A 16,364-nucleotide genomic window follows, 5' to 3' on the forward strand; every position below is an offset into this window, starting at 1 on the left:
CCGGCTGGCCATAATCGCGCCCACGATGAGCACCTCCCCGAAATGAGCACCTCCCTGAAGATCGCCACCCGCGAAAGCCGTCTCGCGCTGTGGCAGGCCGAGCACGTGCGGCACCTGCTGACGCGCCAGTTCGGCCTGAACGTCGAGCTGCTGGGCATGACCACCCGCGGCGACCAGATCCTGGACCGCACGCTGAGCAAGGTCGGCGGCAAGGGCCTGTTCGTCAAGGAGCTGGAGGTCGCGCTCGAGGAGGACCGTGCCCAGCTGGCCGTGCACTCGCTCAAGGACGTGCCGATGTCGCTGCCCGAGGGCTTCGTGCTGGCCGCCGTGCTGGAGCGTGAGGACCCGCGCGACGCCTTCGTCAGCAACCACCACGCCGACGTGATGGCGCTGCCCGAGGGCGCGGTGGTCGGCACCAGCAGCCTGCGCCGCGTGGTGCAGCTGCTGGCGCTGCGGCCGGACCTGCGCATCGAGCCGCTGCGCGGCAACCTCGACACCCGGCTGCGCAAGCTCGACGATGGCGGCTACGACGCCATCGTGCTGGCGGCCGCCGGCCTCAAGCGCCTGGGTTTGGCCCAGCGCATCCGCGCCGTGTTCACGCCCGAGCAGATGCTGCCGGCCGCCGGCCAGGGCGCGCTCGGCATCGAGGTGCGGGCCGAGCGCCGCGCGCTGGTCGAACAGCTGGCCACCCTGACCGACACGCCGACCTGGCTGGCCGTGCATGCCGAGCGTGCGGTCTCGCGCACGCTGGGCGGCTCCTGCAGCATGCCGCTGGCCGCCCACGCCGTCTGGCAGGACGGCCGGCTGCAGCTGTCGGCCGCCCTCGGCGACGCCTCGCGCCCGGCCGAGCCGCTGCTGCGTGCCTACGCCGACGGCCAGCCCGCGGACGCCGCCGCCGCCGACGCGCTCGGCGTGGCCGTCGCCCGGGCGCTGCTGTCCCAGGGCGGCGACGCCTACCTGGCCCGGCTGCCGCAGCCCGATCCGGCCTGAGCCGGTCCGGGCGCCGGCCTGCCACCCTCCGCGAGCAGCCCCATGTCCGTGAGCCCCGTGCCGGCGCCGCAAGCCCGTCTGGTCATCACCCGGCCGCAGCCGCAGGCCGATGCCTGGGTGCGCGCGCTGCGCGCGCTCGACGTGCCGGCCGAGGCCCTGCCGCTGCTGGAGATCGGCCCGCCGGCCGACGCGGGCGCGGCCATCGCCCGGGCCTGGGCGGCGCTGGACGCCCCTTGCCTCCGCCATGGCGGTGCCCGTGACGCCAGCGGTGGGGGGGCTGATGCCGGCCCCGGCCCCGGCCCTGACGACGCGGACACGGGCGTTGAGCTGGACGCCGCCCCCGATGCCACCCCGCCGCGCCTGCTGATGTTCGTCAGCCCGGCGGCGGTGGACCGCTTCTTCAGCGCCGGCCGCGGCGGTGCGCAGCCGTCGGCCCACCGCTGGCCGGCCGGTGTGCTGGCCGGCAGCACCGGGCCCGGCACCGAGCGCGCGCTGCGCGAGGCCGGTGTGCCGGTCGCGCAGATCGTCAGCCCGGCGCCGGACGCGCCGCGGCTCGACAGCGAGGTGCTGTGGACGCTGCTGCGCCCGCTCGGCGGCTGGGCCGGCGCGACGTCCTGGATCGTCCGTGGCGAGGACGGCCGCGACTGGCTGGCCGACACCTTGCGCGCCGAGGGCGGCCAGGTGCGCTTCATCGCCGCCTACCGCCGCCGGCCGCCGCAGGCCGATGCCGCGCTGCGCCAGCGCCTGCAGGATCTGGCCGACGCCGCGGCGCGGTCCACCTGGGTCTTCAGCAGCAGCGAGGCCGCCGGCCATCTGCGCACGCTGGCGCCCGGGGCCGACTGGTCGGCCGCCGCCGCGCTGGCCAGCCATCCGCGCATCGCCGAGGCGGCGCGGGCCCTCGGCTTCGGCCGCGTCCGCCTGGTGCGGCCCGATCCGCAGGCCGTGGCCGAGGCCTGGCGGCAACTCTGAAGCTCCTGAGGCCCCTGAGGCCTGACGTCTGCCGCACGCGGCAGCGATCGGCCGGGCCACGGTCTATAGAATCGATCGGATCGTGAATCCGCCCGACACCCCCCTGCCGCCGGATGCCGCGTCCGCGCCGGCCTCCGCCCCTGGCCCGGCTGCGGCCGGTTCGCGTTCCGACCCTGCGGGCCGCGTCCCGGAGGCCTCTGCGGCCCCCGCGGCTCCTGTGGCTCCTGTGGCGCCCGTCGCCGCCGCGGCGCAGGGTGCAGCCCCGTGGGCGCCGGAGGGCACGCCGCAGCCTCTGCCGCCTGCCGCGGGTGCTCCGCTGCCCCCGTCGGCGTCCGCGTCCGTGGCCGGCGGCGGTGCTACGGCGTCGACGCTCGGCGCCCAGGTCGCCCGCACCAGCCTGTCCGGTCCGGTCTGGCTCGTCGGGGCCGCGCTGGCCGGCGCCTTGAGCGTCGCCGCCATCACGCTGGCCGTCTACGGCCAGCAGCGGGTCAAGGCCCTGGAGCAGGAACTGGTGCGCCGCCAGCAGGACAGCCAGGGCCAGGCCGTCGAGGCCCGCACCCTGGCCCAGCAGGCCCAGGACACCGCCCGTGCGCTCGATTCGCGCCTGGGCCTGCTGGAAGCCCGGCTGGCCGAATCCGCCCTGCAGCGCAGCCAGCTGGAGGAGCTGATCCTGCAGCTGTCGCGCTCGCGCGACGAGAACGTGCTGGCCGACGTCGATGCCGCGCTGCGCGTGGCCCAGCAGCAGAGCGCACTGACCGGCAGCCTGGAGCCGCTGGCCGCCGCGCTGCGCCAGGCCGACGACCGTCTGGCGCGCCTGAACCAGCCGCGGCTGGAGCGCGTGCGCCGTGCGCTGGCGCGCGACATCGACCGCGTGCGCGCGGTCAGCGTCTCCGATCTGTCGGCGCTGGTGATCCGCCTCGACGAGGCGGTGCGCAGCGTCGACGAGCTGCCGCTGCTGGCCCAGCCGCTGCCGCGCGGCACCGCGATGGCCGCCGCCGCGGCCTCCGCCCAGGCGCCGGCCGCGGTGGCCTCGCGCGGCCGGGCCGCCAGTGCCACGGCGGCGGGTCAGGCCGCGTCGGACGGCATCGGCGACTGGCTGGTGCGGGGCTGGCGCTGGACGTCCGCCCAGGGCGACCAGCTGCTGACCCAGGTCGGCGACGAGCTGCGGGGTCTGCTGCGCGTGACCCGCATCGCCAACCCCGAGGCTGCGCTGGTCGCGCCCGAGCAGGGCTGGTTCCTGCGCGAGAACCTGAAGCTGCGCCTGCTCAACGCCCGGCTGGCCTTGCTGGCACGCCAGTTCGACACCGTGCAGAGCGACATGCGCGAGGCCCTGACCACGCTGGACCGCTACTTCGATGGCCGGACCCGGCGCGTGGCCGTGAGCCGTGAGCTGCTGCAGCAGGTCGCCCAGCAGGCGCGGCAGATCAGCCTGCCGCGTCCGGACGAGACCCTGGCGGCGATCGCCGCCGTGCAGGCGGGCCGCTGATGCGCAGCGTCGTCTGGTTCATCGTCCTGGCGGTGGGCGCCGTCGTGGCCGCGCTGGTGCTCGGCGACAACAGCGGTCTGGTGTCGTTCTACTGGTCGTCCTGGCGTGTCGACCTGTCGCTGAACTTCTTCCTGCTGGCGCTGGTGCTGCTGGGCCTGGGCCTGCACACGGCCGTGCAGGCGCTCGGCGCCTTGACCGGCCTGCCCCAGCGCGCCCGTGAGTGGCGCACGCTCCGGCTGGAGCGGGCGGCCCAGGCCGCCCTGCGCGAGGCGCTGACCGAGTACTTCGGCGGCCGCTACAGCCGGGCCCACAAGGCCGCCCAGCGCGCGATCGCGATGCGTGACGAGGTGCCGGTGCTGGCCGGCGATCGGCCCTTCCAGTCGCTGGCGCTGCTGCTGGCCGCCGGCAGCCTGCACCGGCTGCAGGACCGCAAACGCCGTGACGAGCTGATCGAGCGCCTGCTGGCCGCCGACCGCGCCGCGCCGGGCACGGCGATGGACGAGGGCGCACGCCTGCTGGCCGCCGAATGGGCACTCGACGACCGCGACGGCACGCGTGCCGACACGCTGCTGTCCGAGCTGCCGCCGGGTGTCGCCCGCCGCACCCAGGCCCTGCGGCTGCGGCTGCAGGCCGCCCGCCTGCAGCGCCGGCCGTTGCAGGCGCTGCACACCGCACGTCTGCTGGCCAACCATCAGGCCTTCAGCAGTGCGGCGGCCACCGGCCTGCTGCGCTCGCTGGCCTTCGAGGCGCTGGACGCCGCACACGATGTCGAGCAGTTGCGCCGCACCTGGCTGCAGCTGGATGCCGCCGATCAGCGCGACCCGTATGTCGTCGCCCGCGCCGCGCGCCGTGCCGCCACGCTCGGCAGTGCCGAGGACGGCCGCCTGTGGCTGCGTCCCTTGTGGGACCGGCTGGACACGCTCGATGCCGAGGGCCGGGCCGAGCTGGCCGCCGCACTGGGCGACTGCATGGCCGGCCTGGGCAGCGACTGGCTGCCGCGGCTGGAGTCCGCCCAGCGGGCCTGGCCGACCGAATCGGCCGTGCAGGGGGTGGTCGGTACCGCCTTCATCGAGCGTCAGCTCTGGGGCAAGGCGCGCCGGCCGCTGGAGCTGGCCGCCCGCGACCTGGCGCTGCAGCCGCGCGCCCGCCGTGCCGCCTGGCGGGCCCTGGCCCTGCTGGCCCGTGAGCAGGGTGACGAGGCGCGGGCCAGCGACTGCGATCGCGCGGCAGCCGCCATCGATTGAGGGCTGTTGAAGAAATTTCGCGAGGGGGCTTGCGCAGTTCCGAGAAACCGTCCTATACTGCGAGGCTTCCACAGCGCGGCTGTAGCTCAGTTGGATAGAGTACTTGGCTACGAACCAAGGGGTCGTGGGTTCGAATCCTGCCAGCCGCACCAACTGCTTCAAGCGCCATCACCGGTTCCGGTGGCGGTACCTGAAGTCAGGGATGTGCTCACCGATGTGACGCGACGTGGAAGATGAAGGTCAGCGGATCGCCCCAGGCGGTCTCGCGACAGGCGGCTGTAGCTCAGTTGGATAGAGTACTTGGCTACGAACCAAGGGGTCGTGGGTTCGAATCCTGCCAGCCGCACCAACTTGAAACGGGTCAGTTCCTCACGGGACTGACCCGTTTTTCATTCCGGCCTGCCGATGAGCACCTGCTCACGCAGGCGTGCCAGCAGGCCGCTGTGCCGGCGCGTCGGGCTGGCCACGGCCGCGCGCAACACCGCTTCCGGTCCGGCCAGGCAGACCGCGCGCTTGGCGCGCGTGACCGCGGTGTAGACCAGCTCGCGGCTGAGCACCCGGGTCGGCCGTTCGGGCAGCAGCACCAGCACCGCGTCGAATTCGCTGCCCTGGCTCTTGTGCACCGTCATCGCGTAGGCGCTCTGGTGTTCGGGCAGCCGCAGGGGCGGCACGGCGCGCAGCCCCTGGCCGTCGGCGCGCGGGAACCACACCATCAGCTGGCCGTCGGCGTCCGGTGCGCACAGGCCGGTGTCGCCGTTGAACAGGCGCAGCACCGGGTCGTTGCGCAGCACCATCACCGGCCGTCCCGGATACCAGGCCTGCTGCGGCTGGCGGTCGGCCGCGCCCAGGCGCTCGCGCGCCAGGCGCGTCATGCGGGCGTTGACGGCGGCCATGCCGCGTTCGCCCTCGCGCACCGCGCACAGCACACGGAAACGGTCGAACTGCGCGGTCAGGGCCTGGGGATCCGGGGTGCGGGTCGCGGCCAGGGCGAACAGCGGCGCCAGTCCGTCCTCGATCGCCTGCCAGACCGCGGCCGCAGGCTGCGGCTGGGCGTCCTCGATCCAGCGCACCGACGGGTCGGCACCGCTGCGCAGGCCGTCGACCAGCGCATCGGCCTGGCCGTCGCGCATCTCGCGCGCGATACGGCCGATGCCGCTGTCGGCCGCGAAGCGGAAGTTCTGCGTGAACCACACGGCCATGTCCTGCAGCGGGCTGTCGGTCGTGGCGGACGGTGCGCGGATCGTGCCCGGTGCCAGGCCGCACAGTGCGTCCAGGGCCGTGGTGGTGGCCGCGCCCAGGTGCGGGCTGGCGCTGAGCTCGGCGAAGACCGCGCCGCTGTCGACCGCGGCCAGCTGGTCCTTGTCGCCGAGCAGGATCACGCGGGCGCTCTCGGGCACCGCTTCCAGCAGCCGCGTGGCCAGCGACAGGTCCAGCATGCTGGCTTCGTCGATGACCAGCAGATCGAGCGGCAGGCGGTGGCCGGCATGGTGGGTGAAGCCGCCGTCGGCCATCGGATTGACGCCCAGCAGGCGATGGATGGTGTAGCTGTCGGTCGGCAGCAGGGCCCTCAGGTGCTCGGGCAGGCCGCTGGCGCGCTGGCGTACGGCCTCGGTCATGCGGGCGGCCGCCTTGCCGGTGGGCGCGGCCAGGGCCACGCGGGCATCGGGTTGCTGGGTCAGCACGCAGGCCAGCAGGTTGACCACGGTCGTGGTCTTGCCGGTGCCCGGGCCGCCGGAGACGACGACGATGCGCTGGCGCAGCGCCAGCGCGGCCGCCACCTGCTGCCAGTCGGGCACCGGGGCCGTGCGGCCGGGCGCGGGCGCGAACAGCGCGCGCAGCTGGTGGGCGACCGCGTCGGGCACGGCCAGCGCCGGGGCCCGGCTGGCGGCCATCAGGCGCGTCGCCAGGCGCTGCTCCTGGTCGAACTGGCGCTGCAGGTAGAGGCGCTGCGCGTCGTCGAGCACCAGCGGCAGGCCTTGGGTGGCGGCATCCTGCGGCCGCCCGCAGACGCGGCTGGCCAGCAGGTGGTCGCGCCAGTGCGCGCCATCGGGCAGCGGCGGCAGGCGGTCGAGCTGCAGACAGACATGGCCGTCGGCCAGGGCGCGCGACAGGCGCCGGCCGGCCTGTGCCGCGGCCTGGGCGCTGCGCGCGTCCGCTCCGGCCGCCAGGGACCACTGGCGCAGGTGCCAGCCCAGGCCGATGGCCAGCGCCTCGGCGCCGAGGGCCGGGCCGTGGCCGGCCAGCGCGGGGCCCAGCAGCGGGCTGTCGTCGTCGTCGTCCTCGTCGGTGGTCCCGGCGGATGCTGCGCGGCGGGGGGCTGCGGGGTCCTGCGCGGGGGGGAGGTGGCCGGGGCCGGGCGTTGATGCCTGCGGTCCGCGGACCGGCCAGCCGCTGCCGGCATCCGCTGCGTCGCGGGGCGGGTCGGCGTCGGCAGCGCCGGCTGGGGCGCGGCCGCGGCCACCGCCCTGGCCGTCGAGCAGGGCGTCGAACGGGTCATCCGCCGGGGTGGCGTCCGCATCCTGGTCGGGGCCTGGGCTGGCGTCGGCCTGCCGGTCGGCGGTGTCGTCGTCGTCGTCGCGGAGGCGGTCGTCCGCGCCGGACATGGCGTTCATGGCGGCGTGGTCGGCCCAGCCTTCGTCGTCCGGCGGCGGGCCGTCGTCGAAGGGGTCGCCGTGGTGCAGCGGGCCTCGGCCGTCGGCCTCGTCCATCAGGGATGCCCAGGACAGATCGTCCTCGGCACCGGCATCGGTCAGGGCGTCGTGGTCATCGCGCGGGCGGGGCGGCCAGTCCAGGTCGACGGGCAGGTCGGCGGCCAGATGGGCGGCCAGAGGGGCGGGCGAGGCAGCGTCGATGGCGTCGTGTCGCGTGCGGTCCGTGGCCGTGTGGGTGTCGGCCGCGTGCGCGCGGGCACCGTTCATCGTGTCCGTCCTCTCCGCGTCCGTGCCGGTGCGTGAGGCCTGCGTCGCGGGCCGGATGGCGGCTGTGGTGGCAGGGCTGGCCGCGGCACCGGGTGAGGGCGGGGACGGTGGTGGAGGCAGAGGCAGAGGCAGAGGCGCGACCGTGACCGGATCGCCTGGCGTCGCCTGGCTCCACAGATCCGGCGTCGGCCCGGTCCGGTCGGGGCCGGTGGCGGAGGGGGCGGTCGCTTCGCGGCGCGGGGCCCGTCGCCGGGGGGATCCGGCGCGCGCGCCCTTGGACGTCGCGGCCGTGGTCGCGGCCGCAGTGCCACCGTCGCCGGACGGGCACGGCCGGTCCGCGGTGTCCGCCCCTGGCCCGGGCATTGGCCCGGGCGCTGATATGGGCGCGGGCGCACCGGCGGCACCATCCGGCGCACCGCCGCCGGCGCTGGCCGCCGCGGCGGCCTCATCCGCAGGCGGGCCGCCGAACAGGTCGGGTTGCAGGGCCGGATCGGGGGCGGGGCGGCGGGGGGCGCGGCTCATCGGCGGTCGGGGGAGGGGAACAGCGCCGAGAGTTCGGCGATCAGGCGCGGGTCGGTGTGCTGCTGCCACAGGCCGCAGGGCTGGCCGGCGGGCAGCGCGGTATCGGCATGGCGCTGGATCCAGCCCGGCCGCAGCCCACGCAGGAACAGGTAGATCACGCCGCCGAAATGGCGCTGCGGATCCCAGTCCGCGATGCGGCGCGCCAGCCAGCGCTGCAGCGCCACCGTGTAGAGCAGGTGCTGGAGATGGTAGCCCTCGCGGGCCATCGCGGCGTCCAGACCGGGGCGGTCGTAGTCGGCGGCCTGCAGGCCCAGGTGGTTGCTCTTCCAGTCCAGCAGCCACCAGCGGCCTTCGTGGCAGAACACCAGATCGATGTAGCCCTTGAGGTAGCCGTGCAGCGGGCGCCGTGCGTCGAGGGCCGGCATCGGCACCTGGTGACGTGCCAGCAGCGCGTTGAGCCGGCCGCCGTCGAGGGTGTCGACCGGCAGGTGGAACTCGAACTCGGCGCGGCGCTGCGGGGCCGGCACGTCCGCCAGACGCAGCGGCCGGGCATGGCCGGCCAGCGGCAGTGGCGTGTGCAGCGTGTGGTCCAGCACCCGCAGCAGGCCGGCGTGCAGCGCGGCGCGCAGGCTGGCGGGGTCGGTCGGCGCAGCCGGCGGCCGGGGCCCGGCGGAGGGTGAGGGCGGTGCGGCCTGGGCCGCACGGGCGTCGCGCAGGGCCTGACCGAGCAGCGCCGGGTAGGCGTCGAGCGCCGCGGCGGCGGCCTGCGGCCAGCCCGACGGGTCCCCGAAGTCGGCGCGTTCGAGCGCCTGGTGCAGGCTGTCGCCGGCCTCGGCGCCGCGTGGATAACGCAGCGGATCATCGGCCGGCAGCGTGGCCGGATCCGGGGGCTGTGGCGTGGGTAGGGGTGGGGCCGGGTTCGCCGCGGGCGTGGCCGGTGTGTTCCGGGCCGGGGTGGGCGCGGTGTGGCCCGGCTCCGGACCGGGGGCGGCATGCGCATCGTGGTCGCGTGCGGACAGCTCGTGCGTGGCGCCGCGCAGCAGCGCGCTGTAGCTGCCGATGCGCCAGCCCCGCGGCAGGCGCTCCGGGGTGGGCAGGGCCACGTGGGCGATCGGCCGCCCACCGTCCGTCAGGTCCAGCGGCAGGGCCGGCGGGAAGGGCAGGGCGCGCACGGCGATGGCGGTCTGACCGTCGACCTGAGCGTCCATCGGGTCGCGGGTCGGGGTGTCGACCTGAGGGGTCGACGGGGCCGACGGTGCCGTCACGGCCGCCGCCAGCGTCGCCCAGGCGGTGTCGATCGCCGCTTGCTGCGGCGCCTTGATGTCCCGTGTCAGCCAGGCGGTGGCCGGCTCGATCTCCGCGCTGCCGGCGGCCAGCCAGTTCAGCAGGCCATGGCCGGCCTGCCGGGCCGAGAAGCCGCGGCCGCTGGCCACGCGGTAGCCGCCCACCGGCAGGTGGCAGCGGTGCACGGCGCGGGTCAGTGCGACGTAGATCAGGCGCAGCTCCTCGGCGGCGCGGTCGGCGGCCAGCGCGGTCGACATCTGCGACAGGCGGCGCAGGCGGCCGTCCTTCGGATCGACCTGGGTGCGCCAGTCGACCACCAGACGACCCGTGGGGTCCTCGGGATCGCGCCAGACCGTGCCGTCGCAGGCCGGGGCCTCGGGCGGGGCGGCGGCGCCCAGGCCCAGGAACGGGCAGAACACCAGCGGGTACTCCAGGCCCTTGCTGCGGTGGATGGTGACGATCTGCACCAGGTGGCGATCCGATTCCAGGCGCAGCTGGGTGCGCTCGTCGCCGCTGGCGGCCGGCTCGGCGCGCCGGCTCTGCAACCAGCGCAGCAGGGCCTCGGGCGAGGGCAGGCTGTCGGCCGCCTCGTGCAGGGCCTCGGCCAGGTGCAGCAGGTTGGTCATGCGGCGCTCGCCATCGGGCCGTGCCAGCAGCCGGGCGCACAGGGCGGCGTCCGCCAGCAGACGCCGCAGCAGCACGCCCACGCCCTGGCGCAGCCACAGCGTGCGCCAGTCGGCAAAGCGCTGCATCTGCGCGAGCCAGCCGCTCTCGTCCTCGGCCCAGGCCTGCAGCTGAGCGGCATCGGCGCCCAGCAGCGGGGTGGCGAGGGCCGCGCGCAGCAGGGGCTCGCGCGTGGGCTCCAGCACGGCGGCCAGCAGACGCTCGACATCAGCGGCATCGGGGCTGGACCAGATGCTGGCGGCCGACAGCTCGACCGCGCCGATGCCGAGCGCGGCCAGCGCCTGCCGCACCTGCGCCGCCTGGCGGTGGCTGCGCACCAGCACCGCGATGTCGCCGGCGGCCAGCGCCCGCGTGCCCAGCATCAGCTGTGTGGGGCCGCCGGGCGTGGCCGGGTCCAGCGGGGTGCGGGCGGCGCGCAGCAGGCGGGCGATCTCGCCGGCGGTGGCCTGCAGCAGCAGTGGCAGCACCTGTGCGCGCAGCGGCCAGGGGTCGCCGTCGGTGCCGGCCGGCCAGGTCCACAGCTGCAGCGCGGCGGTGGCGGCGGGGTCGGCCTGCGGGCTGCGGTCGATCAGCGGGGTGCGCGGTTTCTCGCCCAGGCCCACCGGCTGGTAGTGCAGGCCGTCCTGCATGAACGGGCGGTCGTGGCGGCGCCACAGCGTGTTCATCGCCGTGATCAGCGGGCCGACCGAGCGCTGGTTGTCGGCCAGCGTCCACACCGCGGCGGCCTGTCCGCGGGCCCGCAGATAGGTCGGCAGGTCAGCGCCACGGAAGCTGTAGATCGCCTGCTTGGGATCGCCGACCAGGAACAGCGGCCGCTCCGGCGCGAGGCCGTCGACCGCGGGTGCCGCGGCCGGTCCGCCGTGGACGTCGTCGACGGCGCCTTCGTGCGCGTGTGGCGCCGGGACCTCCGCGCCGCTCATCCGGCCCTCGGCCGCGAGGCGATCGCCCTCCGGGCCGTACAGGCGCCAGAAGATCGCCCACTGCAGCGGATCGGTGTCCTGGAATTCGTCGATCAGGGCCGCCGGGTAGCGCTGGCGCAGGCGGCGCAGCAGGGCCGGCCCGCCCTCGTCGTCGTGCAGGCGCTGGTGCAGCTGGCCCAGCAGGTCGTCGAAGGCCAGCAGACGGCGCTCGCGCTTGAGGGCGGCCATCGCCTGCGGGGCCGCGTCCAGCAGGCGGCGCAGCAGGCGCAGGCGCTCGCGTTCGAGCCGGGCGGTGTCTTCGGCCTGGGCGTGCAGCAGGGCCGCGCTGGCGGTCAGGAAGGCGTGGTCCAGCGGGGCGGGCGGTGACTCTCCGGCGGCCACGGCCTTGGCCGCCGCACCCTTGAGCGCGGCGCGCAGCGCGTCGGCCGTCAGCAGCGGCATGCGCTCGCCGAGCGGTGCCAGCGGATCGTCGGCGGCGAACCAGGCGTCCCAGGCGTCGGCGGCGGCCTGCAGCCGCTCGGCATTCACGCTGCGGGCGTTCAGCAGCGTGGGGGCCACATCCTGCAGGGCCTGCAGCAGGTCGCGGCCGTCGCGCAGCCAGAGCGCGTGCGCCGTCCTGTGCAGCGTCTGCAGCCGGGCGTGGGGGGTCTGCAGATCCTGCTGGGCCGCGCCGGTGGCCTGCGCGCTGCGGGCGGCGTCGGCGCCGAGCGTGGCTTCGTCCAGATCGAGGGCCTCCGGCCAGCGGCTGTGGGCCAGCGGCAGGGCCAGTTGGCGGCGCACCAGCGTGGCCCAGCGCTCGGGGCTGTCGCCGCGGGCCAGCAGATGGCCGGCCAGGCCCGGCGGCAGGGCGGCCTGCGCCACGGCATGACGCCAGAAATCAGCGGCCAGCTGCAGGTGCAGGGCGTGGTCGTCGGTGCTCAGGGTCTGCTCCAGCGGCAGGCGGGCGCTGAAGGCGGCTTCGGCCAGGGCGCGCTGGCAATAGCCGTGGATGGTGTGGATCGCGGCCTCGTCGAAGCACTGCAGCGCGGCATGCAGGCGCAGCAGCAGGGTGGCGGGCTCGATGCGCCCGCTCTCGATCAGGCCGATCAGCCAGGGGCCGAGGAACTTGTCGTCCACCGGCTCGCCGTGGATCAGGCGCGGCACGGTGGCCAGTGCCTCGGCCAGACGGGCGCGGATGCGGGTGCGCAGCTCGGCCGTGGCGGCCTTGGTGAAGGTCACGACCAGCACCTGGTCGACGCTCAGGCCCTGCTCGACGACCAGTCGCAGCACCAGGCCGCAGATCGCCCAGGTCTTGCCGGTGCCGGCCGAGGCCTCGATCAGCTGCACGCCCGCGAGCGGGCCGTCGATCAGGTCGAGGGGCCGGGCCTGGGGTGGGGCGGCGTCCGGGCGCAGGTCAGGGGCGGTCATGGCAGGTCGCCGATCAGGTGGTCGAGCAGCGGGTCGAGCAGCCGGGCCGACAGGGTCTCGAAGGTGAGGGTGTCCTCGGTGCAGGGATCGGGCAGGCCGCGCCAGACCAGTGCGTTCCAGGGATCGTCGCGTTCACCGGTGATGCCGGTGCGGCCGCACCAGACGGCCCGCGCCCGGCTGAACTGCCGCGGTGGCTGGGCCCAGGCCCAGGCGCTGCGCGGCAGCCAGGGCACCGGTGCGCGCAGGCCTTGCGCGTACAGCAGGACCCAGGTCGCCAGATGGGCGCGGGCCTGCTCGGGCGGGCAGGGGGCGAAGCGGGCTTCGCCGCCGCGGCCCAGCCAGCGCGTCCCGGGCTGCACGCCCACGGGCGCGGCGGCGCACAGCACCAGATGGTGCAGCCAGGCCTCGACCCGGTCGGCGGCGCCCAGGCGGCCGCTGCGGTGGCGCAGCAGGCCCGACGGACGCAGATCGCCGAGGTCGCCCTCCAGACGCCAGACCTGCGCGTCCTGCGCCACGTCCAGCCGCAGCGTGGCGGGCGGGGCGGCGGGTTCGGCACGCCAGGTCCGCAGCTCGGCGGCCATCTGTTCCAGGCCCCGCAGTTCGGCTTCCAGGGCCTCCGCACCCAGGCTGCCGGCGGGCAGCTCGATGCCGGCCTCGGCCAGCTGCTGCAGGGCCGGGCCCTCGCGGCCGTCGAGCAGGGCCGGCAGCAGGCGGCGCGCCAGCGCGTTGCGCGCGCGGCTGTCGGGCACGAAGGGCTCGTCGTCTGCCAGCTCCTCGTCGGCATCGGGCAGGGACAGGCCCAGGCGGCGGCGCAACAGCGTGCGTGCCGGGTTGCGCGCGAACTCGACCAGCTGGCCCAGGCTGATCTGGTGCCAGGCCGGCTCGGGGGCGGGCAGTGGGGCGCTGAAGAACGGCGGCAGGCCCGCGGCCGGCGGCGGGTCCTCGTCGGCCGTGTCGGCGTCGCCATCGCCATCGGGCGCATCGGGCGCGGTGGCGGTGACCGGCCCGGCGGCGGCCGAGGACACCGCCGCCGCCTGCAGGGCCCGCCGTGCGGCCTCGGCCTGGTCGAGTGCCGCGGCCAGATCGGCCCGGTGGCTGCGCAGCCGCGGATCGCTCGCGGGGTCGAACAGCGAGGGATCGAAGGCCTGCAGCGGGTGGCGCAGCGTCAGCCGCGCGGCGGCCTGGCGGTCGCCCAGACCGGTGGCCAGCGCCTCCATCAGCTCGGTCACCAGCACCGAGGGGGGCAGCGGTGCGTTGTCGCGCAGACTGCGGCCGGTGTGGCTCAGGTGCAGCACGCGGCGTGCCGACAGGATCAGGTCGAGGAAGAGCTGGCGGTCATCGTCGCGGCGCACGCGGTCGCCGGCACGCGGCGCATGGGCCAGCAGATCGAACTCCTCAGGTCGTGGATTGGCCGGGAACACGCCGTCGTCCAGACCGAGCATGCACAGCACGTCGCAGGGCAGGCCGCGCAGGCTGCTGTAGGCCGAGAAGGTCAAGGTGCCGGTGGGCACGCCACCGCGCACGGCGGCGTCCAGCAGGCCCTGCAGCGCCTGGCGCACCACCGGCAGCGGCAGCTTCGCCTGCAGACCGGCGCGTTGCCACTGCGCGGCCAGATCGGCCAGCAGCTGCTGCAGCTCGCGCAGGGCGTCGAGCTCGCCGGGCTGTTGCGGATCGGGCTCGACCAGCGCCTCCAGCAGCTCGCCGAGCAGGGCGTGCCAGCGGGCGGCGCTCAGCGGGCGGCTGCAGCGCTGGCGCAGGCGCGACAGCAGCTGCACGCAGCGCCACAAGGCGCCGAGCGCGTGGGCCCGGCCGCTCTCCGCATCGCCGGCCGGCAGCAGGCCGGCCAGGGGCGCGCCGGCCAGCCGCGGCAGCGCATGGCCGAGGAACAGCCGCTCCAGCGCGCGGCCCAGGGTGTGGCGGGCCTCGCCGGGCAGGCCGAGGGCGCGTTGCTGCTCGGCATCCAGGCCCCAGTGGGCGCCGGCCTCGCGCAGCGCGTCGTGCAGCACGGCCAGGTCCTCGGTGTCCAGGCCGTGGCGGCGCGCGACCACCGGCTGCTGCAGCAGCGCCATCAGCGCGCTGGCCGGCCAGCGCGAGTCCACCAGCGCCAGCGCGTCCATCAGCGCGCGTGCCGGCGCGTTGACGCTCGACAGCGCGCGGCCGGTGATCGTGTAGGGCAGGAAGCGCTCGGGCGGCGCGGTGCCGAAGACGGCGTCGATCAGCGGCGTGGCGGCCTGCAGATCGGGCAGCAGCACGACGATGCGGTCCAGTGGTGGCGCGTCCGGCTCGCCCAGCAGACCGAGCAGCCGTTCCTGCAGCACCTCGAGCTGGCGCGACAGCGAATGGGCGTCGTGCAGCTCGATGCTGCGGTCGCCCGGTCGCAGCTGCAGGCTGCCCGGCACCAGGTCCTGCAGCCGCAGCACGCTGTCGTGCAGGCCGGCCAGCAGCGTGGGCTCGTCCAGCGGTGCGTAATCCTCGGTCTCGACGGCCTGTCCGGGCGCCAGATCGAACAGCAGGCTGCGCAGCTGACCCTGGGCGCTGCGGCCCCACGCGGTCAGCAGGCCGTGGCCGGTCTCGGCATGGTCGGCCGCGCCGCGCTGCAGCAGGCGCATCAGGCGCTGTTCGTCGACCAGATCGAACCACTCGGCCTCGCAGGGGTTGAGCAGGTCGAGGTGGATGTCGATGCCACGTGCCAGCTGCTGCAGCAGCGCCAGATGCAGCGGTGGGATGGCCGGCAGCAGGTGCAGGTGCACGGTGGCGGGCAGCTGGGCCGTGGCCAGCCGGCGGCGCAGCGTGGCGTCGTCCATGCCCCGCAGGGCGGCCGTCAGGCGGGCCAGCGCCTGGTGGCGGCTGGGGGCGCTGCACCAGGCGGCGCTGTCGTCCCAGGCGGGGATGCCGGTGCCAGCCGCGCCGGATCCGGTGTCGCGGCCCGGACCGGTCCGGTCGGCGGCGGGCGGGCGGGCCTGCGGCAGGGCCTGGGCCAGCAGCGCCCGGTACAGCGCGGCCTGCCAGTCGGCATCGGGTTCACCGCGCAGTTCGGGTGGTTGGCGGCCGACGGCCCAGTCCTCCAGCCATTCGGGCCGGAAGGCGCCGTACTGGTCGTAGAGCCGGGCCAGGCGCTGGGCCAGATCGAGCCGCATCGACGCATCGGCCTGCTGCAGATAACGTCGCAACCGGGGGTGCGCACCGGCCTCGGCGGCGAGGTCGTCCGCGGGCATGCCGTCCGACGGACCCCGGCGGCCCTCGGCCGTTGCCTGTCCGTCGGCCGGCACCTGCTGGAACAGCTGCCACAGCCGCCAGGGCAGGGCGTCGGCGGCCAGCGGCGAGTCCTCGGGCAGTTCGGGCCGCAGGGCGCGGGCCTGTTGCCACAGCCAGGGGGCGAGGTAGCTGAAGCCCACGCCCGCGCACACGCCATGGCTGCGCGCCAGGGCCAGCGTCAGCGCGCGCTGCACGGCGGCGCTGGGCACGATCAGCGCTTCGGGGCGCAGCGGGTCGGTGCGTGGGCCGTCCAGACGCGCGATCAACGCGTCCTGCAGGCGCTCGGCCCGGTTCGACAGGTGCAGGTGCAGCATGCGGGCTCGGATATCGGGCGGCTATGCTGCCACAGCGCCGGGCGTCGCCGCGCCCGCCCCCGGAACTCGGCGGCCGGCCCGGTCTCTGACCACCATGCGGCGATCCACAATGCAGCGCGGCATCGGCTCATTCCGCTGTCCGTCGTCCTCACTCCCGTTGCGTCCGTCATGCGCCTGAAGCGATCGAAGTTCCTGCCAGCGGTCGTCCGCTCCCCGTCCTGCGCCTGGCCGCCGCGTGCACGGTCGTGCGCGGGGGACAGGCCGTGGCCCGGGCGTCTTGCGCTCGTCGGTGCGGCGGCACTGCTGGTCGCCGGCTGTGCCGGGCCCGGTCCGGCGGCCATCCGTGTGGTGGTGGCGGGCGCGCCGGTCGC

Annotated in this window: 7 protein-coding genes and 2 tRNA genes; 6 read left to right on the plus strand and 3 right to left on the minus strand. The window is 75.8% G+C overall.

Translation table 11 applies throughout. The annotated features are described in order from the left end of the window. Positions 1–42 precede the first annotated feature (42 nt). From hemC to AACH11_RS17595, 6 genes are all read left to right on the plus strand, one after another. Positions 43–990 carry a hydroxymethylbilane synthase gene (gene hemC / locus AACH11_RS17570; protein WP_341375556.1) on the plus strand — a complete coding sequence of 316 codons (948 nt, stop codon included), beginning with the start codon at positions 43–45 and terminating at the stop codon, positions 988–990. Positions 991–1,032: 42 nt separating this feature from the next. Beyond that, complete coding sequence (locus tag AACH11_RS17575; RefSeq protein ID WP_341375557.1) at positions 1,033–1,959, plus strand: uroporphyrinogen-III synthase; 927 nt, start codon at positions 1,033–1,035, stop codon at positions 1,957–1,959. Between the two features lie 340 nt (positions 1,960–2,299). Then, the gene (locus AACH11_RS17580) at positions 2,300–3,445 is read left to right on the plus strand and encodes a uroporphyrinogen-III C-methyltransferase (RefSeq protein ID WP_341375558.1); all 1,146 of its coding nucleotides are present in this window, start codon (positions 2,300–2,302) and stop codon (positions 3,443–3,445) included. Beyond that, positions 3,445–4,689 (plus strand): heme biosynthesis HemY N-terminal domain-containing protein, encoded by a 1,245-nt coding sequence (locus AACH11_RS17585; RefSeq protein ID WP_341375559.1) that lies wholly within the window; start codon positions 3,445–3,447, stop codon positions 4,687–4,689. Before AACH11_RS17580 ends, AACH11_RS17585 begins: the two co-directional genes overlap by 1 nt. 75 nt (positions 4,690–4,764) lie before the next feature. Next, a tRNA-Arg gene (locus AACH11_RS17590) sits at positions 4,765–4,841 on the plus strand. Positions 4,842–4,961: 120 nt separating this feature from the next. Continuing rightward, a tRNA-Arg gene (locus AACH11_RS17595) sits at positions 4,962–5,038 on the plus strand. Positions 5,039–5,078: 40 nt separating this feature from the next. On the opposite strand, the gene recD is transcribed toward AACH11_RS17595, so the two are convergent. The 3 genes from recD to AACH11_RS17610 form a co-directional block, all read right to left on the minus strand. Further along, positions 5,079–7,607, minus strand: coding sequence for an exodeoxyribonuclease V subunit alpha (recD, locus tag AACH11_RS17600; protein WP_341375560.1), 2,529 nt, complete (start codon positions 7,605–7,607; stop codon positions 5,079–5,081). A gap of 518 nt (positions 7,608–8,125) precedes the next feature. Next, complete coding sequence (locus AACH11_RS17605) at positions 8,126–12,424, minus strand: UvrD-helicase domain-containing protein (protein ID WP_341375561.1); 4,299 nt, start codon at positions 12,422–12,424, stop codon at positions 8,126–8,128. Next, complete coding sequence (locus AACH11_RS17610; protein ID WP_341375562.1) at positions 12,421–15,993, minus strand: exodeoxyribonuclease V subunit gamma; 3,573 nt, start codon at positions 15,991–15,993, stop codon at positions 12,421–12,423. The genes AACH11_RS17605 and AACH11_RS17610 overlap by 4 nt, the downstream gene beginning before the upstream one ends. Positions 15,994–16,364: the final 371 nt, after the last annotated feature.

The organism is Pseudaquabacterium rugosum (genome assembly GCF_038066575.1).
GTDB classification, from domain to species: Bacteria; Pseudomonadota; Gammaproteobacteria; order Burkholderiales; family Burkholderiaceae_C; genus Pseudaquabacterium; species Pseudaquabacterium rugosum.